The following is a 25,866-nucleotide window of genomic DNA, read 5'->3' on the forward strand; positions in this document are numbered from 1 at the left end:
TATAACGTCTATCAAAAATCCTTATATTCGGATCTATCCTCTTGGCGCGGCACATGTGGTATAGTTTTCAAAAGGATCATGAATCGCGCGGCGCGGCTTCGGCGAGTCCGAATCCGTAAGCGTTATTCGAACTATCGTGAGGTGGAGAACGTTGCAATTGCAGGCAACCAACAGTCCGTTCAGCCAGGAGCAGGCCGATCTTCTGAATAAGCTGCTGCCCGGGCTGACCGATTCGCAAAAAAATTGGCTCAGCGGCTATCTTGTCGCATCCGCTTCGGCGCAAGGGACGGCGTCTGCCGCGACCGCTCCGGCCGTCACGCCGGCCGCGGCTCCCGCGAGCAAGGAAATTACGATTTTGTACGGCTCGCAAAGCGGCAACGGTCATGGCATCTCCAAAAAAGCGGCTAAAATGCTCGAGGAAAAAGGATTTAAGGTCACCTTGTCCTCGATGAGCGATTTTAAGACGAATCAGCTTAAAAAGGTGGAGCAGCTGCTCGTCGTGGTCAGTACGCACGGGGAAGGCGAGCCGCCGGACAATGCGATTTCGTTTCACGAATTCATGCATAGCAAGCGCGCGCCTCGCCTCGAAGGCATGAAGTTCTCGGTGCTGTCGCTCGGCGACAGCTCGTACGAGCAATATTGCCAGACGGGCAAGGAATTCGACGCGCGGCTCGAAGCGCTCGGCGCCACGCGCATCCACGATCGCGTCGACTGCGACGTCGACTTCGAAGAGCCGACGAAGGCTTGGCTCGAAGGCGTGTTGAAGCGACTCACGGAAGAGCAGGGAGGCGCCGGCACGGCTGCCGCGCCGGCGCTCGAATCCCTGGGCGCTCCAAGCGCGCCGGCGCTCGAATCCCCGGGCGCTCCAAGCGCGCCGGCAGCGGAGTCCGCTTATTCCCGCACCAATCCGTTCGAGGCCGAAGTGCTCGCGAACATCAATCTTAACGGTCGCGGCTCGAACAAAGAGACGCGCCATCTCGAGCTCTCGCTCGAGGGATCCGGCCTAACGTACAAGGCCGGAGACGCGCTGGGGATCTACCCGCACAACGATCCGGAGCTCGTCGATCTGCTGCTCGCGGAGACGAAGTGGGATCCGCAGGCTGAAGTGGCCGTAGGCAAACAAGGCGACAAGCGCCCGCTGCGCGAAGCCCTGATCGAATATCTGGAGATCACGGTCCTGACGAAGGCGCTGCTCGAGAAGCTGGCGCCGCTGGCGACGAATCCCGATCTGGCCCAGCTGACCGCAGCGGGGAACGAGGCTGCGCTCAAGGCTTACGTAAAAGGCCGGGACCTGCTGGACTTCGTCCGCGACTACGGCCCGCTGCAAGGCAGCGCGCAGGACGCGGTCTCGCATCTTCGTAAAATTCCGGTGCGGCTGTACTCGATCGCGAGCTCGCAAACGGCGAATCCCGACGAAGTACACCTGACGATCGGCGCGGTACGCTACGACGCGTTCGGGCGGGCTCGCAAGGGCGTCTGTTCCACGCAGACCGCCGAGCGCCTGGAAGTCGGCGACAAGATCTCGGTCTACGTGCAGCCTAACAATCACTTCAAGCTGCCCGAAGATCCGAGCACGCCGATCATCATGGTCGGGCCCGGCACGGGCATCGCGCCGTTCCGCTCGTTCATGCAGGAGCGCGAAGAGACCGGCGCCGCCGGGCCGTCGTGGCTGTTCTTCGGCGACCAGCACTTCGCGACCGACTTCCTGTACCAGACCGAATGGCAGCGTTGGATCAAGGACGGCGTGCTGACGCGCATGGACGTCGCGTTCTCGCGCGACACGGACGAGAAAGTGTACGTGCAGCACCGCATGCGTCAGCATGCCAAAGAGCTGTACGAGTGGCTGGACAAGGGCGCGGTCTTCTACGTGTGCGGCGACATGAAAAACATGGCGAAGGACGTCCACCAGACGCTGGCGGAGATCATATCCGCGGAAGGCGGCAAGAGCCTCGAGGAAGCGGAAGCTTACCTTTCCGAGATGAAGAAGAGCCACCGTTACCAACGGGACGTATATTGATCGCAGATAGAGAGGAGTACCGTTCAGCATGGCAAACACGAAACTAAGCGCGCCGGGAGGCAATCCCAGCGACGTCGAGCGCATTAAACGCGAGAGCAACTTTTTGCGCGGTACGCTGGCCGCTTCGATGCTGGAGCCGCTCAGCGCAGGCATCTCCGACGACGATAACCGGCTGATGAAGTTCCACGGCAGCTACCTGCAGGACGACCGGGATCTTCGCAACGAACGGCAAAAGCAGAAGCTGGAGCCGGCTTATCAGTTCATGTTGCGCGTCCGCATGCCGGGCGGCGTCGCCCAGCCGGGACAATGGCTCGTCATGGACGAGCTGGCCCAAAAGTACGGGAACGGCACGCTCAAACTCACGACCCGCCAGACGTTCCAGATGCACGGCATCCTGAAGTGGAACATGAAAAAGACGATCCAGTCGATCCACCAGTCGCTGCTCGACACGATCGCCGCCTGCGGCGACGTCAACCGGAACGTCATGTGCAACCCGAATCCGTACCAATCGGACATCCACGCCGAAGTATACGAATGGTCCAAGCGGCTTAGCAACGACCTGCTGCCTCGGACGAGAGCGTATCACGAGCTGTGGCTGGACGAGGAGATGGTCGCTTCGACGCCGGAGCAGGATGTTTACGAGCCGATGTACGGCCCGCTCTACCTGCCGCGCAAGTTCAAGATCGGCATCGCCGTGCCGCCGTCTAACGACATCGACGTCTTCTCCCAGGATCTGGGCTTCATCGCGATCGTAGAGGACGGCAAGCTCGCCGGCTTCAACGTCGCGATCGGCGGCGGCATGGGTATGTCGCACGGCGACAAAGAGACCTATCCGCAGGTGGCGAAGGTCATCGGCTACTGCAAGCCGGAGCAGATCTACGACGTCGCCGAGAAGATCATCACGATCCAACGCGACTACGGCAACCGGTCGCAGCGTAAAAACGCGCGTTTCAAATATACCGTTGACCGACTCGGTCTGGACAACGTCAAAGCCGAGCTGGAGAGCCGTCTCGGCTGGTCTCTCGAAGCTGCCAAGCCGTATCATTTCAACGACAACGGCGACCGTTACGGATGGGTCCAGGGCGTTGGCGACAAGTGGCATTTCACGATGTTCGTCCAGGGCGGCCGCATCGCGGATTTTGAAGGTTTCGAGCTGATGACGGGCTTGCGCGAGATCGCCAAGGTTCACACCGGCGATTTCCGCTTGACCGCCAACCAGAACCTCATCATCGCCGACGTCACGCCTCAGAAGAAAGAGGAGATCACCGAGCTGCTCGGTCGCTACGGGCTGATCGACGTGCAGCAATACTCCGGCCTGCGCCGCAGCTCGATGGCTTGCGTCGCGCTGCCGACCTGCGGGCTGGCGATGGCCGAAGCCGAGCGCTACCTGCCGGTGCTGATCGACAAGATCGAAGGCATCCTCGACGAGAACGGGCTGCGCAACGAAGAGATCACGATCCGCATGACGGGCTGCCCGAACGGCTGCGCGCGGCATGCGCTATCCGAGATCGGATTCATCGGCAAGGCGCCGGGCAAGTACAATATGTATCTGGGCGCCGCGTTCGACGGCAGCCGCCTGAGCAAAATGTACCGGGAAAATATCGGCGAGGAAGAAATCCTGCGCGAGCTTGGCACGCTGCTCCCGCGATACGCGAAGGAAAGAAACAGCGGGGAGCACTTCGGCGACTTCGTCATTCGCGCCGGCGTGATCGCGGCGACGACCGACGGCACCAATTTCCACGACTAAATTAAAAATGGCATATCGCTTACTCGAAAGGAGCCCGTGCGGCTCCTTTTTTTTGTGCGGTTCGGCCTATCGAAGCGAAAATGGATCTGATGCCATCCTGCAAAAGTATATCGTTTACCAGGTCATCGGACGCATTTTGCAAACGAGAGTGTTCAAAATAACCATAATGAGGGAAATATAAAAATATATATAAATTAATAATAATGGTTTGACATCCGATATAAAAGGGTAACAAAGGAGGTTTATGATGAAAATTTCATATAATAGGAAATTAAAGATTATTATTTCAGCGATGTTGGCGTTCATCCTTTCAGTACCCGCTCTCTCGAACGGAAGCGCTCATGCCGAAGGTACGTTGATCAAAGCTGGCAATTATTTGTACAGCCCGCAGCCCGACGCCGGCAGCTCTCCCGATCGCGTGACTAGCGGCTTGGTTTCTTCCGCGAACGGCGTGCTTTTCGACGGCTTAAGCAATTATGCCGGTTGGATGGGAAGCGCGACTGCATTGACGACCGTTAGGGTCGTGTTCGATCTTATGAAGGATTACCCGTTGGATCAGATTAGAATCGTGATGAATTCCCAGAACATCTATTGGGGCTTTAAGGACATTACCGTCAAATACCGTCCGGAAGCGAAGCTGGGGTATTATATCGCCGCCAGGCACGTGAGGTCCGGTACGGATTTAAACTACACGGTATCCGTGCCGATGGCGAATGCCACGGCCAGATATGTCATTTTGGAGATTCGGCGAACGCAACTCTATCAGCATATCCCGCTTACGGAGGTCGAATTTTACAAAGGGACGGGCGAAGCCGGTCCGAATCCGGCCGAAGCGCTGACCGCGACGGATCTCAAGGCGGAGCTGTCCAAGGACGCGTTGATGGTCGATAAGTACGGTCAATGGATGAGCGAGACTTGGCCGGGCAAAGTCGCCTACGACGTTCAGCTGCAGCTCGAGTATGCGAATGAGGCTGCGCAGCTGGCGACGACATCGCTGAATCTCTCGAAGTACGATACGTACGGCGGGATCAAAAGCGAAGGGAAGCAAGCCGCAACCGGATTTTTTCGCCTTCAAAAAATTAACGGAAAATGGTGGTTCATCACGCCTGAAGGATATCCCTTCATCATGAAAGGCGTCGATGCGACAAGCTTATGGGAGGCCGGCTATAAGACGCCGGTCAACAAAGCCGACGGAAGTCCGAGGGTCATTTTTGACGAACTGCCGGACAAGACCGCTTATTCGCCAGCCTACACCAACGATACGAACGGCCAATACGTCAGCTTCGTCGTCGCCAACGTGATGAAAAAGTACGGATCCAACTATGAGGCTAAATGGGAGGACATCACCAAGAAGCGGTTGATCGACTGGGGCTTCAACGCTTTCGCCAAATGGACGAAACCAAAAGGCATTACGTTCCCTTACGTTCAAGTGCTCCAGGAACCGGCGAATCTGAGAAGAATATTGTGGACGTACGACGTCTTCGATCCTGAGAGCGAAGCGATCATCGACACAGCGCTCAAAGCGCAGCTGACATCCGCGAAAAGCAGCCCGTGGCTGATCGGCTATACGTATGACAACGAAGCCGGCTGGGACAGCGAGATCGTGAAGCAAATCTTGCTTTACAACGCGAGCTCCCCCGCAAAAAGCGCATTCGTCGATTTTATGGCTGCTCGATACAACAACGATCTGGGGACGGTCAACCGGCTGCTCGGAACAAGCGCCGCGTCGTTCGCCGGGTTGAAGGACACGCTAATCGACATCGCCAAGGTGCCGGCCATCGATGTATCCGAATATATCCGTCTGGCGTCCAAAACCTACTATTCGTCGATCCGCAACCTCATCAAAAAATACGATACGAATCATCTGTTCCTCGGCAGCTCCGTCGTCCCGACCTGGCGAACGAGCCTGGATTGGGATCAAGGAGCCATGGCTTACGTCGACGCCTTCTCCGTGGACAGCTACACGCAGAACGCAGATTGGATCACCAGATACGCGGCATACGACAAACCTTTGATTAACCAAGAATACTCCTTCGGCACCGCGACCAGAGGGCTGACCTACATCAGCGCGCCAACGAAAACGGAGAGCATCGCGGACCGAGGCAGAGCGTTCAAGACGTTCGTCGAAAGCCAAGCCGCGAACCCGCTTTTCGTCGGCTCGGGCTGGTACTCGTATTACGATCAACCGGTGACGGGACGGCCCGATGGCGAGAGCTATAACACGGGGCTCGTGAATCAGCAGGATCAACCTTTTACGGAAATGGTAAGCATTATGAAGGAAGTTCACGCAGGGCTGGACGGCCTCCATGCCGGTGCCGTCGCGCCGGTCGAATCGGCGCCCGCGCCGGCTGTGATCGAAGCCGAGAAATACAGCCAGCAGATGGGAGCCGCGATCGCTTCCATATCGACCGGCGGGCAGTACGTCGGATCTTTGAAACCCGGCGATTGGACGGCCTACGCCAACGTGAACCTAACAGGGATGACCAAAGCGGAGTTTAAAGTCGCTTCGGACAAGTCAGGGACGATTCGGCTTCGGCTCGGCGGTCCGTCCGGCACCGTCATCGGCACGCTCGGCATCGCGTCGACGGGCGGGCTGCAAACGTGGAAAACGTCGCAGATCGCCATCACGCCTACCGCAGGCGTTCAAAATCTGTACCTGACGTTCGAAAATGCGGCAGGCGACGAAATCGGCAATATCGATTACTTCAAGCTGCTTGCTTCCTGATCTTGAAGAAGGATCAAGTGACGAGCGGGGCTTCGTAAGAAGTCTTCGTCATCATCGACATTAAAAAGAGGGGCGACATCGTCGCCCCTCTTTTACCATGTACGGAGACTTTCATTTACGCATGTCTCGTTACGCCATCAGGGAACGAGCTGCAGCCTCAACTTGCCAGTCGGATTCGGCACGATAATCTTCGGAATCCATGGCATTTGAATTTGTTCCCCCGTTTTCACGGGCCCGACGCCTTCGACGACCAAGCCGGGCGGCGCTTCCAGCACGTTGTATAACGCTTTGTTCATCGAAAACGACCCCCAAGCCGCGGTGCCGCCATCGCCGTCCCCGTAAGCGGAGAGGGTCAAGTTCGTCGTCGTGCCGTTGATCACGACCTGGAACGTGACGTTCGGCTTCGCGGCCGGCGCTTCGACGTTCGAGAGGCGCAAATGATGCTGACCCGGTTCGACGTTGACGGTCAGCGCGCTGCCCGACGCGGTCCAGTGAACGCCGCGCGCGCCTAAGGCCGTTTCGATGACGCCGCCTTGCGGAATCTGACGGTAGGCTTCGTCGAGCACGGTCGTTACGCCCGCTTTGTTTAACGTCACCTGCGTATTTTGCGTGCCGGTAATGGACAGCTCGTCGCCGGACAGCGAGACGGTCGCCGGCTGCGAGCCGGTCGCCGGCTGCGAGCCGGAGATCAGCGTGACGCCGTTCTTGATCAGCTCCGTTCCGCCGACGAGCAATACCGAATCGCCTTTGACCACGGCGGCGATGCCGTTGAACTGAATATTGTCTGCCGCGACCGTGACGGAGCCGCTCAGCGCTTTGCGGACGTAGACATCCGTTCCATTCGCAAAATGGAGCTTGCGGTAGGCCGCGTCGTCCGTGGCGACGACGGACTCGGGCGTCGAACCGACCTTATAGGGAATGTAGGTGGACACGATCGTCGCCTCATTGGTCGCCGGCGTCGCGAATCCGCCGTGCTGCCGCGTACGTCCCAAGAACTTGCCGCCTGTACTTGCATGCGTTCCCGGCGTCTGTAGATTGCCGGCTGCATCGATCGCTTGATTGGTGACCGGGATCGCCGTCAATCCCGGATAGTAGAGCTGCACTTTCATCGCTGCCTGGTTCTGCACGATCGTCGCGTTGCTGTTCGCGCCATCCAGCGTCAGACTCGTATCGGCATGCAGCCAATACTCGAAGCTGGAACCGCCGGATTGACGTGCCTTCAAGTTATCGACGACGACGAATGCGCCCGGTTTGACATAGATAACGCTGCGCTGTGCTTGATTAAGTCCGATATTTACGGCCAGATCGGTGTTGTAGGCCGCAGTGGCGTCGCCGACCGCCGCGTCGAAGTCCTTGTTCGTTGAGAATCCCGTAATTTTTCCTTTTGCTTGTAGATCGAATATTTTCTGGCCCTTCTTGCCGTCGTAGGTAACCGCGTTTTTGGCAAAGGTTTGCTTCGTGTACAGCTTGTTGTAAGGACTCTCGAAGGAATCGTAAAAACCGCCGTCTACGGTAAGCTCCTCGCCGAAAGCATCGATGATCAAAGCGTTCTGCTCGGCATGGCTATGATTGATGCTGCCATACGAACTTGATTTGAAATAAGCTGAAATGCGCTTCGGATCGTACAGGCTGGAATGCATCGCGACCAGTCCGATGTAATCGAAGTATTTGGCGGTCGGCATCTCGACGGGCGGACGGGATGCCAATGCGGAATCTTCATACAAGTAGCTGTGGACGTCGGTCGTCGCATACGGAACCGTTTTGGCGTACCACTGCATCACCTGGTTTTGATACATGGACGCATTGCGCGTAATGCTCGTATTCACGACGTCTCTCGACATGGCATTGATATCGTCTCCGAAGACGCCGCTCTTCTGACCGACCGGGAACACATAGAGCGGGAACCAGGATTCGTTGCGCGGGAACGCCTTTTGATAAATATTAAAGCCCGTCGCCGTGTAGACGATATCCATCAGCCATTTGTCGCTGATCGCGGACCACTGCCAGTAACCTACGCCGTTGCCCCATCCGCCGTCTTCGCCGCCCCATGGCGGCATTAAGTTGATATAGGCGGGGATCACTTTACTGAACCAATTTTGCGCATCTTGCGATACGACGGAACCGTTAGCCGTGATATTGTCGTGCAACAGCGCGGTAGAGATGATCCCCAGGTAGGCGAAGACGGACCAGCCGTGCGAGTCGAGCGGTTTCGTCGAGATCGGCGTGTTGACCAATACGTCGTCCGCGATCGTTTTGGCGCGATCGTGAATCATCGTGACCGCGGTCAATCTCTCCGCAGCGGTCAGCTTGTCGTATATCCAGTCGTACGTCATCGCGCTTTTGCGCGTAATATCCCGATGCACCTGGTCGTTGACCCAATAGTAGGTCGGTCCCGACTGCGTATTCCAGGTCGCGAGATTGAGCAGCCTGTCGCGGGCATAGAAGGCGTATTTCTCATCGCCCGTGAGCAAATAAATGAAAGCGGCGTAGTGCATTTTGTTCGTTTCGGCCGTCGTTTTGTTCAGCACGTCCGTCGTCGGCTCCGGCGGCGGTGCATTCGTTATCGGATCGTTTTGGTACGCGAGCAGCGCGGCGTCGGCCAGAGACAGGATTTTCTGGTACGTAGCAAGGCCCGCACCGGTTTTTCTCGCTCGGAACGCGGTCAGGTCGCTCTGGCTGGTCAGAATGCGCGGATGCGTCGTGGGCACGCTGCTCATCAGCGTAGTTACCGGGGGCACCGCGAACGGAACGGCATCCGGATCGATGCGGAATTGGCGCGTATCGCTCCACACCGACCAGCCCGACGCATTGTGGAAACGGACGCGCCAGTAGTACGATTTTCCGGCCGCGAACGTATTCGGAAAGTTGTAATAATTGATCGCGATGTCGTTTTTTTGATAAGAGATGCTGTTGAACGCGCTGTCGTCGGCGACTTGAAGCTCGTATACGTCAGTGCCCGTAACGGACGGCCAACCGAAATCTGGCGGATTCTGCGTCGTCACCAGTTGATCCTGCGGTTGGTAGTTTCTTATATCGGCAGGGTTCGATACGGTCGGCCATACGTCGGCTGCCGTCAGGGACGCTTGATCGAAGTAGACGTCGGCCGTTCCGCTCGCAAGCGTCGTTAATTCGACTTGGACGTGGGTCGTCCCCGATGGCGGCACGCCGGATACGGTCAGGGCTTGCCAGCTTCCCGTGACGGATGAAGGCGCTTGCAAAGGTTGTCCCGAGGAACCTACAAAACGCAGGATTAGACTTCCGGTTCCCGTCACCGCATTGGCTTTAACGGAAGCGGTGTAGGATTTGCCGGTGACGACAGGGATGGACGGACTCTTTACATTGTACGCGTTCGTAGCGGAGCTGTCGGTCAGGCGCACGGACTTTTTGCCGTGCGCATACACGGATGTGGACACAGAGACGCTGGACGCTTGACCGTTGTCGGTCGCGGTCCATTCCGTCGGTCTAGTACCCGAGACCGTCTCGAAGCTTGCATTCGGAAGCAGCTCGCTTGTTTTCAGCGATACCTCGTCGAAATAGGCGGTACCGGTGCCGGCAGCGCTGGGAATGAAGAGGAGAATCTTTACATTGACGGTATCCGGCGGAGCGATGCCGGTTAATTCGATCGTCTGCCAGCCGGGGGAAACGGACTTAAGCGCGACATTCTGCGTAGCGCTCGCATTGTTGGCATCGTAATACCTGACAATCATCCCGGCTTGGCCGGCCTCGACTTTGACTTTGACGCTTGCTTGGTAGGTCGTTCCGGGAGAGTAAGGCATATAGGGGGTAGACACGTCGGCTGCTGCGGCAGTCGAGTTATCGGTGATTTTGATGCTTTGCGTTCCGTTCGTAAATTGACTGGTGACCAGTTCATACGATAAGCCGGTTGCGGTAGAAGGGAACCAATTCGTAGGGAGCGTCCCGGTCACTTGCTCAAAGCTGGGGTTCGCGACCAGCTCCGGCCCGGTGGCAGGAAGTCCGAGCGCTTTGACGATCGGCGGGGAGTAGAGGAAGAGGTTAATAACCAAGTTCATGCCTAAGACGAAAACGATGAATACGGACATTTTGCGCTTCCATGAATGATGAATCAATGAAATCGCCTCCTGTTTATTCTGTTTCCGTTGCCTAGCGAGTGTTGTGGTCGATCACCTCCGATTGGTATACGTATGTTTGGGTTGTCATTTCGTGATGTATGCATATTGTAAAACGGCGCCTCCTCCTGAGACATTCACATTCGGCGCTGAAATTGACTTATTTTACCGGAATATTTTTTTGACGATCTCACAAAGAAGGGGAGCGACATGATCGCTCCCCGACTTCATCAATTCAAGTTACGCGAAGAATCGCTTGTTGGGACAATTATGGAACGAGTTGCAGCTTCAATGTGCCGGTCGGGTTGGGCAAGATGATCTTGGCGGCCGCTCCCAATTGGATCTGTGCGTTAGTCTTCGCGGGTCCGACGCCGTCGAAGACGAGACCGGGCGGCGTTTCAAGAACCGTGTAGGTCCCCGGGGCATTCGCGAGGGCGCCCCAAGCCGCTGTGCCGCCATCCCCGTCTCCGTAAGCGGAAAGCGTCACGTTGGAAGACGTGCCGTTAATGACGACCGGCAGCGTGACGTTAGGCTTCGATGCCGGCGCCGCAACGTTGGAGAGACGCAGGTGATGCTGACCCGGCTCGACGTTCACGGTTAACGTACTGCCCGATGCCGTCCAATGCACCCCGCGCGCGTTAACGGCCGTCGCGATGACGCCGCCTTGCGGGATCGAACGGTAAGCCTCGTCGAGGACGGTCGTCACGCCGGACTTGTTCAGCGCGACCTGCGTATCCTGCGGGCCCGTAATGGACAGCTCGTCGCCGGACAGCGAGACGGTCGCGGGCTGCGAGCTGGAGATGAGCGTCACGCCGTTTTTAACGAGCTGTGTGCCGCCGACAAGCAGCACCGAAGTCCCTTTGACGACGGCTGCGATGCCGTCGAATTGAATGCCGTCGGCCGCGACCGTGACGGAGCCGCTTTGCGCCAAGCGAACATACACATCCGTCCCGTTCGTAAAGTGGAACTTGCGATAGGAGAGCGTCTCCGAGGCGACGACGGTCTCTGGCGTCGTTCCAGCCTGATAGGGGACATAGGTAGAAACGATCGTCGTATAATCGGCGGCGCCTGTCGAGAATCCGCCGTGCTGCCGGATACGCCCCAGGAATCTGCCGGCGGTGCTCGAGTGCGTTCCCGGCGTTTGCACGGTGCCGCTGGCATCGATGGCCTGATTCGTGACGGGAATCGCCGTCAATGATTTCGCGTAGAGCTTTACCTTTAATGCCGCCTGGTTCTGAACGATCGTCGCTTCCTTATTCATGTTATCGAGCGTCAGGCTCGTATCGGCGTGGAGCCAGTATTCGAAGCTAGACCCGCCGGACTGGCGCGCATCCAGATTGTCGATAACGACGAACGCGCCGGGCTTGACGTAGATGACGCTTCGCTGCGCTTGGTCTAACCCGATATTAGTCGCCGGATTGGTGTTGTAGGCAGCGGTCGCGTCGCCGACGACGGCGTCGAAGTCTTTGTTCGTGGCGAAGCCCGTTATTTTCCCTGCGGCCGTCATATCGTCCGTTTTTTGGCCTTTTTTGCCGTCATACGTAATCGCGTTTTTGGCGAAGGTCTGCTTCGTATACTGCGTGTAATAGGGGCTGGTGTAAGAATCGTAAAACCCGCCGTCCACGGTCAGCTCCTCGCCGAACGCGGTGACGATCAAGGCATTCTGATCGGCATGGCTGTGGTTAAAGCTGCCGAACGGACCGGATCTGAAGTAAGCGGAAATGCGCTTAGGGTCGTACAGATTGGAGTGCATCGCCACCAGACCGATGCTGTCAAAGTACTTGGCCGTAGGCATTTCAACCGGAGGTCGCGCCGCCAATGCCGTATCTTCGTACAGGTAGCTGTGCACGTCGTTCTTCTCGTACGGCGCCGCCTTGGCATACCACTGCATGACCTGATTTTGGAACCTCTCCGCGTTTCTCGTGATGTTCGTATTCAAATAGGCCCTGTCCATGTTATTAATGTCGTTGCCGAATTCGCCGCTCTTTTGTCCGACCGGGAATACGTATAGCGGGAACCAGGATTCAGCCCGCGGAAAGGCCTTTTGATAAATATTAAAGCCTGTTGCCTTTAATATGACGTCCATCAGCCACTTGTCGCTCCTCGATGACCATTGCCAATAGCCGACGCCGTTGCCCCAACCGCCGTCCTCTCCGCCCCAGGGCGGCATGAGGTTGATATAGGCGGGAATCACCTTGCTGAACCAGCTTTGCGCTTCTTGCGAGACAACGGTCCCATTGACGGTGATGTTGTCGTGCAGAAGCGCGGTCGCGATAATGCCCAGATAAGCGTAAACGGTCCAATCGTGCGAATCCAGCGGCTGCGTGGTAATGGGAACATCGGTAAGAACGTCTGCGGCGATCGTTGCCGCGCGATCGTAGATCATCGTGACGGCGGTTTGTCTTTCCTGCGCGGTGAGCGCGCCATAGATCCAATCGTAGGTCATCGCGCTTTTGCGCGCGATATCCCGATGCACCTGATCGTTGGACGCATAGGAGGTCGGGCCGGATTGCGTATTCCACGTCGCGAGATTGAGCAGTCGATCGCGCGCATACTGGGCGTAGCTGACGTTGTCAGTGATCAAATAAATAAAAGCGGCGGTAAGCATCCGGTTGGTCTCGGCCTGCGTTATTAGGGATACGTTATCAGTCGGAAGCGGCTCCGTCGGCAGGGCGGTCGGGGTCGCTAATTCGGTGTCCGCCCGCATCTTGAACAGATTGTAAGTCCCTTGGCCGGCGCCCGTTTTTCTCGCGCGGAAGGCGGTCAAGTCGCTCGCATTCGTAAGGATGCGCGGATGCGTCGTCGATACGCTGCTCATCAGCGTAGATACGGCAGGCACGACGAACGGAACGGCGTCCGGATCGATTCGGAATTGGCGGGTATCGCTCCACACGGACCAGCCCGAGGCATTGTGGAAGCGGACGCGCCAGAAGTACGATTGGCCATCCGTGAACGTATTGGGGACGCTGTAATAGTTAATAGGGATATCATTTTTCTGATGAACGATATTGCCGAAGGCGCTGTCCGAGGCGACCTGCAACTCATAGACATCCGTACCTGAAACGGCCGGCCAGCCGAAGTCGGGCGGATTCTGGATCGTCACCTGCCGGTGTTTAGGTTCGAAATCCCGGATTGCCGCCGGGTTTGCGAATACGGGCCATACGTCGGCTGCCGTCAAGGAAGCTTGATCGAAATAAACGTCGGCCGTTCCGGTTGACGGCGTCGTCAGTTCGACCTGGACATTCGTCGTACCCGCGGGCGGAACCGCCGATAACGACAAGGTTTGCCAGCTTCCCGTCGTGCTCGAAGAAGATTGCAGCGTTTGTCCCGAGCCGCCGATAAAACGAAGGATTAGCGTGCCGGCGCCTGTCGCCGCATTCGCCTTAACGGATGCGGTATAGGATTTGCCGGCTACGACGGGAATGGAAGCACTCTTCACGTTGTAAGCGCTGGTCGAGGAGCTGTCGGTCAATCTCACCGATTTCTTGCCATGCGCGTACACCGTCGAGGACGTCGCGATGCTGGCTGCCGTGCCGTTATCGGTCGCGGTCCAATCCGTCGGCCGCGTGCCCGACACCGTCTCGAAGCTCGCGTTCGAGAGGAGCTCGCTTGTTTTCAGAGAGACCTCGTCGAAGTAGGCGGTACCGGCTCCGATCGCGCTCGGGATAGCCAGAAATATCCTCATACTTACCGTGTTATCGGGAGGAACTGCCGTAAGCTCGATCGTCTGCCAGTCCGGGCCGACTGATTTGGCCAGACCATACTGCGTCGTGCTCGCATTGTCGGCATCGTAATACCGGACGATCATGCTGGCCTCGCCGGAAGTAACTTTGACTTTGACGCTTGCGCGATAAGTGCTGCCGGGGGAGTAGGGGATTAGCGGCGTATAAATGTTCGCCGAAACGGTCGGCGATGGATCCATATCCGTAACCTTGAGGCTTTGGGAACCGTTCGAATGCTGGGTCGTATCCAGGGCGTAGGACAAGTTGGCCCCGGTAGCAGGCGTCCACCCCGTAGGGAGCGTGCCGGTCGCCTGCTCGAAGCTCGGATTGGCGACCAGCTCAGGTCCCGTTGCCGGTAGACCAAGCGCTTTGGCGGAAGGCGGCGTATCCAAACCGTAGAATAGATTTAGTCCCAGTACGAAAACGATGAATGCGGACACGCTGCGCTTCCAAGATCGATGAATCAATGAAATCGCCTCCTGTATATTCGGTTTTACCTGCCTAGCTTACGAAGTCGTGCATCACCTCCTATAAGGAACTATGTTTAAGCGATTGTTTTGATGTATTATAATGGACCAAAAGGACAATATATTGCACATTTTTTTGAATGGGAGCGAAAGCGTATATGAAGGGAAAAATCTTGGATCATGTGTACGAAGCGATCGGGCAAACGCCGATCGTACGGCTGAGCCGTCTGACCGATGGGTTGGATGGGGAAATTTACGCGAAGCTGGAATATCTCAATCCGGGCTTCAGCAAAAAAGATCGTGCGGCGCGCGCGATTATCGAAGAAGCGGAAGCGGACGGCCAGCTCTCGCCGGGACAGACCGTCGTCGAATTGACGAGCGGCAACATGGGAACGGGGCTGGCCATCGTATGCGCCGCCAAAGGGTACCCGTTCGTGGCCGTCATGTCCAAAGGCAATTCAATCGAACGCGCGCGCATGATGAAGGCGCTAGGGGCTGAAGTGGTGCTGGTCGAGCAAGCGCCGGGCTCTCAGGAAGGCCAAGTATCGGGCGAAGATCTTCGTTTGGTCGAGCTCGTGACCCAGCGGATTACGCTCGAACGCAAGGCGTTCCGCGCGGATCAGTTCAATCGTCAGGGCAGCGTGCACGCGCATCAATACGGCACGGCGCAGGAAGCCTGGGAACAAACGGACGGGCAAATCGATGCTTTCGTCGATTTCGTCGGAAGCGGCGGCACGTTCGGCGGGTGCGCCCGCGCGCTCAAAGCGCTCAAGCCGGCCATTCGCTGCTACGTCGTAGAGCCACGAACGGCGCCGTTCCTAGCGGGACTTGAAGTGACGAATCCCAACCATCGCATTCAAGGCGGGGGATACGGCATGGCGCTCTCATTTATTGACGAAGCCGCGCTTGTAGAGGATTTTATTCAGGTGTCGGACGAGCAAGCCATTGCAGCCGCGCGGGATTTGGCGTCCAAGGAAGGGATATTCGCAGGCTTTTCTTCGGGCGCGAACGCGGCTGCCGCGCTGAGATTGCTTAAGGAGCGGGAGCGGGGCAGCCGCATTCTGCTAACGATCAACGATTCGGGACTGAAGTATTTATCGACGGATCTGTATGAGACGGACGTGTAACGGCATTATCGTTCAACGCGTATAAACGCGGCACTCTTTTGCCGATCAGGCAGACCGCTTCATAGGAAATGGTACCCATGCGGGAAGCGACCTCATGAATAGAGATCCGTTCGCTACCCGAACGGCCAAACAAGGTGACCTCGTCTCCGGTCTTTACGTCCGGCAGCGAGGTCACGTCGATCATCGTCTGGTCCATGCATACTCGGCCGACGATCGGCACGCGTACGCCCTGAACGAGCGCGAAGCCGTTGTTCGATAATCGGCGCGACAAACCATCGGCATAACCGACAGGGAGCGTCGCGATCAGGCTCTCTCTTGAAGTGATATAGGTTAAACCGTAGCTGACAGGCCGATTTTCATTCACTATTTTTATGTATGAGATGCTCGTCTTCAGCTGCATCGCTTCCAGCAAGGGATAAGAGGGGAGCGGCGCCCCCGTCAGCGGAGACAAACCGTACATAGCGATGCCGATCCTCGCCATGTCCATGTGCATCTCCGGAAAACGCATGGCGGCAGCGCTGTTGCAGCAATGCTTGATCGGAATATGAATGCCGTGTTCCGCCAATTGGGCGGTCATGGAGACGAACCGTTCGAACTGGCTCCGGGTAAACGACGGGTCTGAGTTATCCGCATCGGCAAAATGCGTAAAAATGCCCTCGATCGTTACCAGCGGATGAGAGCGCTTTAGACAAAACGCCAACATCTCCTCCGGCTGAAAGCCCAAGCGAGCCATGCCGGTATCGACCTTCAGATGAACGATAGCCTGCTTGCCAAGCCCGGCCGCGACGGAGACGACATCGTCCCACATGTCGCGGGACGACACCGCGATCGCGATCCGTTGGCGGACCGCGGCTTCGATCGCCCGCGCCGTCGAATGTCCCAGGATCAGAATCGGCGCCTCGATGCCCGCATCCCTGAGCGCGATGGCTTCATCCGCGAACGCCACCCCCAAATAATCGGCGCCCGTCTCGATGGCCGTCCTGGCCGTCGCCTCCGCGCCGTGCCCGTACCCGTCCGCTTTGACGACGGCCATGAGCCGAACGCCTATCCCAAGATTCTCCCTGAATAGTCGCACGTTGCGAGCGATGGCATCGAGCGACACCTCCGCCCGCGTATCCCGGCAGCCGGCTGGCGTCATACGGGATTCCCGCCGCGCATCGCCAATTCTGCGGGAACGTATTCGTAGCTCAGGTCTCGGGCGACGGCTTCATAGGTGACATAGCCGCCCGCGGTATTCACGCCGAGCTTCAGCGCGGGATTGTGCTCGACGGCCTTCACGATGCCTTGATTGGCGATTTGCAGCGCATAAGGGACGGTAACGTTCGTCAGCGCCATCGTCGACGTACGCGGGACCGCGCCGGGCATATTCGCTACGGCATAATGAATGATGCCGTGCTTTTCGAATGTGGGGCGATCGTGGGTGGTGACGCGGTCGATCGTCGCGAATACGCCGCCCTGGTCGACGGCGACGTCGACGACGACCGAACCGGCCTGCATCGATCGGATCATATCCTCGCTCACCAGCTTCGGCGCCTTCGCCCCCGGAATCAGCACTGCGCCGATGCACAGATCCGCTTCGGCGACCGCCTCCGCTAGATTGGAGGGATTGGACATCAGCGTCGTGACGCTCGCGCCGAACAGATCGTCGAGCTGACGCAGCCGCTCGGCATCCTTGTCCAGTATCGTCACTTGCGCGCCAAGCCCCGCCGCGATCTTGGCGGCGTTCGTCCCGACGACGCCGCCGCCGATGATCGTCACCTTGCCGCGCCGGACGCCGGGTACGCCGCCCAACAGGATGCCTTTGCCGCCATGCGTCTTCTCCAGGAGATGGGCTCCGATCTGCACGGACATCCGGCCCGCGATTTCGCTCATAGGAGTGAGCAGCGGCAACGTCCGCTGATGCGATACCGTCTCGTAAGCGACCGCCGTCACCTCGGCTTGCGCGAGCGCTTGGACCAATTCGGGGTTCGCCGCAAGATGGAGGTACGTGAACAAGATAAGGTCCTTGCGGAAATAGCCGTATTCTTCGCGAATCGGCTCTTTTACCTTCAAGATCATATCCGAGACCTGCCAGACCTCGGCTGCTTGAGCCGCGATGCGCGCGCCGGCAGCCGCAAAATCGTCGTCGCTATAACCGCTGCCTGCGCCGGCTTCTCGCTCGACGACGACCTCGTGGCCGGCCAGCTTGAACGAAGAGACGCCTCCAGGCGTGAGTGCGATGCGGTTTTCGTTGTTTTTGATTTCTTTCGGTACGCCGATGATCATGTCGATTGCTCCCTTATCGCTCGTTTATGAACAGTATAAGGGAGCGCGGCTTGGGACGGTTTGTCGGAAAAAGAGAATCGGGGAGCCGGGCATTGTGGTTTTTAACGAAGCCGCCTGGACTTGTACTCCAGGTAACAGGTGACCTTTTGATCCATCCGGCCGAGATCGATGCCCCCGATCTGCGCGATCCGCTTCAATCGGTAGCTGAGCGTGTTCTCGTGAACGTGGAGCGCTTCCGCCGATTCTTTTAAATTGCTGTCATGGTCCAGATAGATCTCCAGCGTACGCAGGAGGTCGCCATTATGGTCGAGATCGTATGCTTCCAGGCGATTCAAGCATTCGTTTTCATAATAATGGTCCTGCCGGTGCCGCTGAACGTCGGGCAGCAAGCGGTAATAGCCAAGCTCGGCGTATCGCTGGACGGCCTTCAGCGCATCGGGAAAGGATCGGCGTAGCCGGATCACGGTCTGGGCTTCCTCGCAGCTGGCGGTCATGCGCGCATAATCGTCATAGACGGCGCCGCAGCCGCCCGGCAGCGTGGCGCAATCGAAGCGCTGACTCAATTGATCGGCCAACAGCATCAGGGCGGACGGCGTTTGCATCGGCGGCAACCGGGCAGGGACGGCTTCGAGCACGAGAAGCCGATCGCGGTCGATCGCATGAAGCGCGATACGCTTTTGAAGCGTCGTCGTGATCAAATATTGAATTTGCTGCTGCTGTTTGTCTGCGATCTCGTCGGAAAAGGGGAGAATCCCTACGCAGAATAAGGGGGGGAGTGCGATCCCTTGCTCATCCGCCAGCCGTTTGACCTCCGAATCCGTCTTCAAATCCCCGGACAACAACTGCCGAAAAAATTCCTGCTGGCCGATTTCCGCTTTCCGGTGCGTCATATGAAGCTGAAGCAGCTTGGTTTTGGCGGCTTTGGCCGCCTTGGCGAGTTCTTCGCAAATATAATCCGGCTGCAGGTCGTTTTCGCCCGCGACCAGCCATATATAGCCCAGCACCTGGCTTTCCTTCCGGATCGCGACGGCGACCCTGTCGCCGAGTCCGATCTCGCCGATCGAGGAGATCAGGAGCGGCGCTTCGCTTTTCATCAATTTCGGAATCGCGCCCTCCCGCCACAGCGCCTGAACGACCTTCTCGGGAACTCTTTTGCCGATGATGGTCGAGATGCGCGCCGGATCCGTCTCTCCGTGATGGGAGCTGTAGGCGATCAATCGATGGCCTGCGTCCTCGATCGTGACCGAGCATTGAAGATGCTCGCTGATCGCGTCTGCCAGCGCTTCCAGGCTGTCGAAGCTTCGGTCGAACGGATTTTTGTTTTCTTTTTTGTCCATTTCCTTTTCCATGTCCGATAACTCCCCGACGATAATGAATCCGATTCCTTTATTTTTAACACATTCGGCGTACCTGTTACATCTTGCCGGTCACATTTGTGCGAATTGCACGGAACTTCTATTCGTTCAGTCTATGATTTTCGTGCAAAACGGCCATAGTCGCAATACTGGAAAAAAAGCTATCGTTAAGGCAGAACGGCGATCGAGTTAAGAGACAGCGCTGAAAAGAGGCGAAGGCAAGCATGCAGTATTCATCCCGGCGGGTCGCGCAAATCCCGCCGTACGTGTTCGCGGAAATGAACAAGAAAAAAGCCCGGATGATACAGGAAGGGGTCGATGTCATCGATCTTGGCATCGGCGATCCCGACCTTCCGACGCCCCGGCCGATCGTCGACAAGTTGATCGAGGAGATGCAGGACCCGGCCAATCTGAAATATCCGAGCTTCATCGGATGCGCGGAGTTCCGCAAGGCGGTGGCGGATTTCTATGGCCGCGAGTACGGCGTCGCGCTCGATCCGGACACGGAGGTGCTCGCGCTGATCGGGTCCAAAGAGGGGATCGCCCATCTCATCCCCGCCCTGGTCGATCCCGGCGACGTAGTGCTCGTCCCCGACCCCAGCTATCCGGTGTATCGGATGGCGACGGAGATCGCGGGCGGCGAGCCGTACGGCATGCCTTTAACCGCCGAAAACCGGTACGAGCCGCGGTTCGATACGATTCCGAAGGAGACGGCCGAGCGGGCCAAGCTGATGTTCTTGAACTATCCCGGCAATCCGACCGCCGCGACGGTCGATCTCGATTGCTTCGAACGCGCCGTCTCTTTTGGCCGGGCGCACGGTATCGCGATCGCCCACGACTCCGCCTACGGCATGGTCACCATCGGCGATTACAAGGCGCCGAGTATCTTGCAAGCGGCAGGGGCGAAGGAGATCGCGATCGAGTTCGGCTCGCTCTCGAAAACCTACAACATGACGGGCTGGCGCATCGGCTACGCGGTCGGCAACAGCCGGCTAATCAAGTCGCTGTCCGTCATTAAGAGCAATATGGATTCCGGCCCGTTCACGCCGATCCAAAAAGCGGCCGCATTCGCCCTGAACGGCGACAAGGAAACGATCGTGGCGCATAACCGGATCTACAGAGAGCGGATGGACGTCGTGATCGAGGGCCTTGCGGCGATCGGCGTCCGGGCGGAGGCGCCGCGCGGCAGTTTTTTCATCTGGGCTAAAGTTCCGCAAGGGTATACGTCGGCGGCGTTTGCCGCGCGTGTCCTCGAAGAAGCCGGCGTGATCGTGACGCCCGGTCCGGCATTCGGACCGGCAGGAGAGGGCTACTTCCGAATATCCGTCTCGGTGCCGGGCGACCGGCTGGAAGAGGCGATGAACCGGATCCGGCACCAATTAAAATTCGATGGAGGTCAACTATGAAAAAAGTGTTGAACTATATTAACGGCAAATGGACGGAATCGGCGACGGGGAAATTTCTGCCGGTCATCAATCCCGCGACAGGGGAAACGCTCGCAGAAGTGACGCAATCCGCAGCGGAGGAAGTCGATCTGGCCGTACAGGCGGCCGTCGCCGCGCAAAAATCCTGGCGCCTCGTACCGGCGCCGGAGCGGGCGGAAGCGCTGTACAAGGTCGCGCATTTGCTGAAGGCGCGCAAGGAAGAACTGGCGCAAATTTTGACGAGCGAAATGGGTAAGGTCATCGACGAAGGACGAGGCGAGGTTCAGGAAGCGATCGACATGGCCTATTATATGGCCGGCGAAGGCAGACGCCTGTTCGGCGATACGGTGCCGTCCGAGCTTCGCAACAAGTTCGCGATGAGCGTCCGCGTGCCCGTAGGCGTCGCGGGGCTGATCACGCCCTGGAACTTCCCGATCGCGATCGCGTCCTGGAAGTCGCTGCCCGCGCTCGTCGCCGGCAATGCCGTCGTCTGGAAGCCGGCTTCCGAGACGCCGATGATCGCAGCCGAATTCGTCAAAGTATATGAAGAGGCCGGTCTGCCGGCAGGCTTGGTGAATCTCGTCAACGGCTCCGGCAGCGTAGTAGGCAATGCGATGGTCGAGCATCCGGGCATCGATCTGATCTCCTTCACGGGCTCTAACGAAGTCGGCAAACGGATCAACGCCCAAGCAGGCGCGCTGCTGAAAAGAACGTCATTGGAGATGGGCGGCAAAAACGCGGTGATCGTCATGGACGACGCGGATCTCGACCTGGCGGTGGACGGCATCTTGTGGAGCGCCTTCGGAACGAGCGGGCAGCGGTGCACGGCCTGCAGCCGGGTCATCGCGCACGAATCGGTCAAGGCCGAGCTGGAGGGCAAACTGCTGTCGCGGATGGAGCAGCTCAAGCTCGGCAACGGTCTCGACGCTGCCGTGCAAGTCGGGCCGGTCATCAATCGCGCTTCGCTGGACCGCATCGATTCGTATGTGCGAATCGGCAAGGAAGAAGGCGCGAGGCTGCTCGGCGGAGGCAGGCCGGCAACGGAGGGCGGCCTGGCGGATGGCAGCTTTTACGAGCCGACGCTGTTTACGGACGTGAAGCCGGACATGCGAATCGCCATGGAGGAAATCTTCGGGCCGGTCGTATCGATCATTCCGGTCGGGAGCCTCGAAGAAGCGATCGAAGTGAACAACCGCGTTGAATTCGGCCTGTCCAGCTCGATTTTCACCCGCGACATCAACCGCGCCTATCAAGCGATGCGCGATCTGGACACGGGGATCGTCTACGTTAACGCAGGCACGTCCGGCGCCGAGATTCACCTGCCCTTCGGCGGTACCAAAGGGACGGGAAACGGGCATCGCGACTCCGGCGTCGCTTCGCTCGACGTGTACACGGAGTGGAAGTCCATCTATGTCGACTACAGCGGCAAGCTGCAGCGCGCGCAGATCGACAATTATTAATCCCGCGCGTTGCGAAGGGCAATATACAGCAGCAGACTATGCTCGAACGTGGAGAGATCGAGACCGGTCAGCTCCGACAGCTTGTCCAGGCGATAGTTCAGCGAATTGCGGTGGATGAACAACGTTCGGGCGGTCTCGCTCAGATTCAGGTTGCACCTGCAGTAGGCCAGAAACGTCGCGGACAACGTCTCGTAATTGGCATGTTCGCGCAGCGCGCGCAGCATGCCCGCGAATTGGTCCGTGACGGACGGCGTCAATTCCTTCGTTAACAGCTCCAAGATGATCTCCCAATCGTTGTAATGATAGAATGGATTGGAAGACGGGGTTCGTTTCCCGATTTTTAAGGTCCGGACAGCGTTCTCGTAGGAGTGCTTGATGCCGGCTGCGCCGAACATGACGTTGCCCAGCGCGACGGAAGCGCCGGCCTGATGCCTGTCCCGAAGAAATTGATTGAGCTTGCGCATTCGCTGCTCGGTCTTCCCGGCGAGCAGCTCCTGCTCGTGGGGCTGGACGGCCTTCAGCACGATCAGCTGTTCGAGATTGAGCAGCGAGAAGATGTCCTGCCGGTGGTCGACGAACAGATGCTTGACCTGCTCGATCAGATCCTTTTGAAAATAGGGGAACGCCTTTTTGTCCAAGCTGCCGTCCCTGCCCGGCAACTGCAGCGAGAGCAAATCCAGCTCGATCACGATACATGCGCGATCGAGATCGAATCGGTAGCCGAGCATCCGCCCGTATTCGATCATCGTATCGGACTCGTCGTCCGGGCTTGTGAACAGCAGATACTGGACCAACGTATCGAGCGCCTTCGTTTCCAGCGCGGACGTTTCCTTTTTAAACGATTCATGGAACATCAGCTCGACGTGGCTCTTCACCAGCTGGACGTACTTCTTGATCGAGTCCGGCTCGCCGGCGATGCCGAGCACGCCGATGACCGCATCGTTCAGCAAAATCGGCGTGGCGATGCCCGGCAGCACGTTGTCGAGCGCTTTGACGTCGCCGGGCTCGTACGAGATCGTCCGGTTTTTGCGCAGGACGTCGATGGAAGCGATGTGAAGGCTGCCCAAGCGGCCGCGGTCGGTCGAGCCGATGATCGTCCCTTTGTCGTCCGTGATGATGATGGGATATTCGATGATCTCGCTCGTTTGATCGACGATCGTCTGCGCGATCTGGTCTAGGATCATGCTTGTATCGCTCCTGGCGGAAGTCGTATTTGGAGCCCATTATAGCATGATTATGGCAGGCGCAGGGCGGGAAAGGAGCCAAGGAATGACAAAACCGAAAGTATTGCAGATTCTATCGATGTACCACGAACAGGGAGAAATCGTCCTCCGGGAAGGCGCGGAGGTCGTGCGAACGGACCGGTACGACATCCCCCATTTATGCGAGCTGGCCAAAGGCGTGGACGGCATTGTCCTGCGCGCCCCCGCGCGAATCACGCGCGAAGTGATCGACGAGAACCCGAAGCTGCGCGTCATATCCGGCGCCGGCGTCGGCCTCGACAATATCGATGTCGCTTACGCGACGGCGCATGGCATTCCCGTGCTTCATGCGCCTTCCGTCAACCGGGTGTCGACCGCCGAGCATGCCATCGCGCTCATGCTGGCGCTCGGCAAGTCGGTCGTTCGGCTGCACGGCGAAATGAGCAGGGGCAACTTCGCTTCGCGGAGCGTCATCCCGACATTCGAACTGAAGGGGAAAAAAGCGGGCTTGATCGGCTTCGGCCAGATCGCGCGGGAAGCGGCAAAGCGACTGCGGTTCGGCTTCGAGATGGACGTTACCGCATGGGTCAGAGAGAAGGATCAAGAGAAGGTTCGTATCGCCGGCGAGCTTGGCGTCTTGCTGACGACGCGGATCGAAGATATTTTCGAATCGGGCGACTACGTATCCGTTCATGTGCCGCTCAACGATCGGACGAGGCATTTAATCGATTATCGGTTATTGGCCAGCATGAAGCCGACCGCTTATTTCATTAATACGGCCCGCGGGGCGGTCGTAAACCAGACGGATTTATATGCGGTTTTGCAAGAAGGGAGAATCGCGGGCGCTGGACTCGACGTGTTCGATCCGGAGCCGCCCAGCTCGGAGCTGCCGCTGCTCTCGCTGCCGAACGTAATCGTTACGCCGCACGTCGGGGGGACAACGGTCGAGTGCAACTTGATCACGTCGACGACCGTCGCCGCCAACGTCATTCGCGCGCTGCGCGGCGAGACGCCCGAATATATCGGAAATCCGGAAGTGCTGGGAAGACGATAGGCTTGGTAAACGTTATAAGGCGCTAGCGCTAAAGGAGGAAATGCGATGCGAGTCGTCGTATTGGGAACGGGAATGATCGGCAGCGTCATCGTGCAAGAACTCGGCGGCGTCGCTTCGATCGACGAGGTCGTCGCCGTGGATGCCGTATCCGCGAGCGTGGAGCGATGCGTGGCCGGAGCGAATTCGACTAAAGTGACAGGCAGGACGGACGCGCTGGACGATTACGATCGCGTAGTCGAGCTCCTGGCCGGTGCGGACATCGCGGTCTCTTGTTTGCCGCACGGCCTCAGCATGCTGGCGATCAAGGCGGCGATCGCCGCGCGGTGTCACTTGATCGATCTCGTAGGTTCGAAGTACGAGGAGAAAGCCGAATTAAACGAGCAGGCGCTCGAAGCCGGCGTACTGATCGTGCCGGGCGCCGGCGTAGCGCCGGGCATCGCGAACTTCTTGGCGGCGCGCGGCATCGAGCTGCTCGACGAGGCGGACGAAGCGGTCATGCTGTGCGGGGGGCTGCCGCGTCATCCGCTGCCGCCGCTCTGGTACCAGGTCGTCTTCCGGCTCGAAAGCCTGCTCGGACTCTGCACGAAGCCCGCATTGGCCGTTGAAGACGGAGAGCTCGTCAAGCTGCCGCCGCTGACGCGCTTGGAGCGGCTTTCGTTCCCGGAGCCCGTAGGCGAATGCGAAGCGGTCGTCACGGACGCTCACAGCACGGCGTATACGCTGCGCTCGAAAGTGAAGCGGCTGTACGAAAAAACCGTGCGCTACAAAGGCCATTGGGAGAAAATGAGCGTGCTCGCCGAGCTCGGCTTTCTGGACGAGACGCCGATCGACGTGGACGGTACGCTCGTCTCTCCGCAGCGGGTGGCGATTCCATTGCTGGAGCGGAAGATGAAAGGCGGCTCGAACGAAGACATGACCGTGCTTCGCGTCACGGTGACGGGTACCCGCGGCGGGAAACGAACGAAGCTCGAATGGGAAATGGTAGACGCGTACGACAGCGACCGGCGGATCACGTCGATGGCGAAAACGACCGGCTTTCCGGCCATTTTGCTCACGGAATGGATGTCCGAAGGAAGATTGGACATCCGCGGCGTGAAGGCGATTGAGGACGTTGTCATCGGCCGGCACTTCGATCCGTTCGTACGGGAGCTGCGGGACAGAGGAATCGCGATCTCTTTTAGGGAAGAGATTGGCTGAAGAAAGCGAGCGGACG

14 protein-coding genes are annotated in these 25,866 nt (G+C 58.2%); 8 read left to right on the forward strand and 6 right to left on the reverse strand.

The window, feature by feature from the left end; translation table 11 throughout:
- Positions 1-151 precede the first annotated feature (151 nt).
- The 3 genes from BM235_RS19795 to BM235_RS19805 all read left to right on the forward strand — a co-directional run bounded on the left by BM235_RS19795 (position 152) and on the right by BM235_RS19805 (position 6,489).
- Positions 152-2,017, forward strand: coding sequence for an assimilatory sulfite reductase (NADPH) flavoprotein subunit (locus BM235_RS19795; protein WP_090115953.1), 1,866 nt, complete (start codon positions 152-154; stop codon positions 2,015-2,017).
- 28 nt (positions 2,018-2,045) lie between these two features.
- Complete coding sequence (cysI, locus tag BM235_RS19800; protein ID WP_090115954.1) at positions 2,046-3,764, forward strand: assimilatory sulfite reductase (NADPH) hemoprotein subunit; 1,719 nt, start codon at positions 2,046-2,048, stop codon at positions 3,762-3,764.
- A gap of 355 nt (positions 3,765-4,119) precedes the next feature.
- Complete coding sequence (locus BM235_RS19805) at positions 4,120-6,489, forward strand: carbohydrate-binding protein (protein ID WP_158543820.1); 2,370 nt, start codon at positions 4,120-4,122, stop codon at positions 6,487-6,489.
- 137 nt (positions 6,490-6,626) lie between these two features.
- Here the strand turns inward: BM235_RS19805 and BM235_RS19810 are convergent, their stop codons facing one another.
- Positions 6,627-10,577, reverse strand: coding sequence for a DUF4962 domain-containing protein (locus BM235_RS19810; protein WP_090115956.1), 3,951 nt, complete (start codon positions 10,575-10,577; stop codon positions 6,627-6,629).
- Between the two features lie 268 nt (positions 10,578-10,845).
- On the reverse strand, positions 10,846-14,766 hold the full coding sequence (locus tag BM235_RS19815) for a DUF4962 domain-containing protein (protein WP_090115957.1): 3,921 nt from the start codon (positions 14,764-14,766) through the stop codon (positions 10,846-10,848).
- 158 nt (positions 14,767-14,924) lie between these two features.
- Between BM235_RS19815 and BM235_RS19820 the strand changes: the two genes are divergently transcribed.
- The gene (locus tag BM235_RS19820; protein ID WP_090115958.1) at positions 14,925-15,893 is read left to right on the forward strand and encodes a PLP-dependent cysteine synthase family protein; all 969 of its coding nucleotides are present in this window, start codon (positions 14,925-14,927) and stop codon (positions 15,891-15,893) included.
- On the opposite strand, the gene alr is transcribed toward BM235_RS19820, so the two are convergent.
- The 3 genes from alr to BM235_RS19835 form a co-directional block, all read right to left on the reverse strand.
- Entirely contained in the window at positions 15,838-17,031 is a 1,194-nt protein-coding gene (alr, locus tag BM235_RS19825) for an alanine racemase (RefSeq protein ID WP_090115959.1), read from the reverse strand. The two genes, BM235_RS19820 and alr, sit on opposite strands and share 56 nt — an antisense overlap.
- Complete coding sequence (gene ald / locus BM235_RS19830; RefSeq protein WP_090115960.1) at positions 17,028-18,158, reverse strand: alanine dehydrogenase; 1,131 nt, start codon at positions 18,156-18,158, stop codon at positions 17,028-17,030. The genes alr and ald overlap by 4 nt, the downstream gene beginning before the upstream one ends.
- Before the next feature lie 101 nt (positions 18,159-18,259).
- Positions 18,260-19,507 (reverse strand): PucR family transcriptional regulator, encoded by a 1,248-nt coding sequence (locus tag BM235_RS19835; RefSeq protein WP_090115961.1) that lies wholly within the window; start codon positions 19,505-19,507, stop codon positions 18,260-18,262.
- 230 nt (positions 19,508-19,737) lie between these two features.
- Between BM235_RS19835 and BM235_RS19840 the strand changes: the two genes are divergently transcribed.
- Both BM235_RS19840 and BM235_RS19845 read left to right on the forward strand, forming a co-directional pair.
- Positions 19,738-20,919 carry an LL-diaminopimelate aminotransferase gene (locus tag BM235_RS19840; RefSeq protein ID WP_090115962.1) on the forward strand — a complete coding sequence of 394 codons (1,182 nt, stop codon included), beginning with the start codon at positions 19,738-19,740 and terminating at the stop codon, positions 20,917-20,919.
- Entirely contained in the window at positions 20,916-22,397 is a 1,482-nt protein-coding gene (locus tag BM235_RS19845; RefSeq protein WP_090115963.1) for an aldehyde dehydrogenase family protein, read from the forward strand. The genes BM235_RS19840 and BM235_RS19845 overlap by 4 nt, the downstream gene beginning before the upstream one ends.
- Here BM235_RS19845 and BM235_RS19850 read toward each other — a convergent pair.
- Complete coding sequence (locus BM235_RS19850; RefSeq protein ID WP_090115964.1) at positions 22,394-23,581, reverse strand: CdaR family transcriptional regulator; 1,188 nt, start codon at positions 23,579-23,581, stop codon at positions 22,394-22,396. The genes BM235_RS19845 and BM235_RS19850 overlap by 4 nt on opposite strands.
- Before the next feature lie 85 nt (positions 23,582-23,666).
- Here BM235_RS19850 and BM235_RS19855 point away from each other — a divergent pair, with 85 nt between their 5' ends.
- Entirely contained in the window at positions 23,667-24,653 is a 987-nt protein-coding gene (locus tag BM235_RS19855) for a hydroxyacid dehydrogenase (protein ID WP_090115965.1), read from the forward strand.
- Positions 24,654-24,698: 45 nt separating this feature from the next.
- Complete coding sequence (locus BM235_RS19860; RefSeq protein ID WP_090115966.1) at positions 24,699-25,850, forward strand: saccharopine dehydrogenase family protein; 1,152 nt, start codon at positions 24,699-24,701, stop codon at positions 25,848-25,850.
- Positions 25,851-25,866: the final 16 nt, after the last annotated feature.

This window comes from Cohnella sp. OV330, assembly GCF_900112065.1.
GTDB lineage: Bacteria > Bacillota > Bacilli > Paenibacillales > Paenibacillaceae > Cohnella.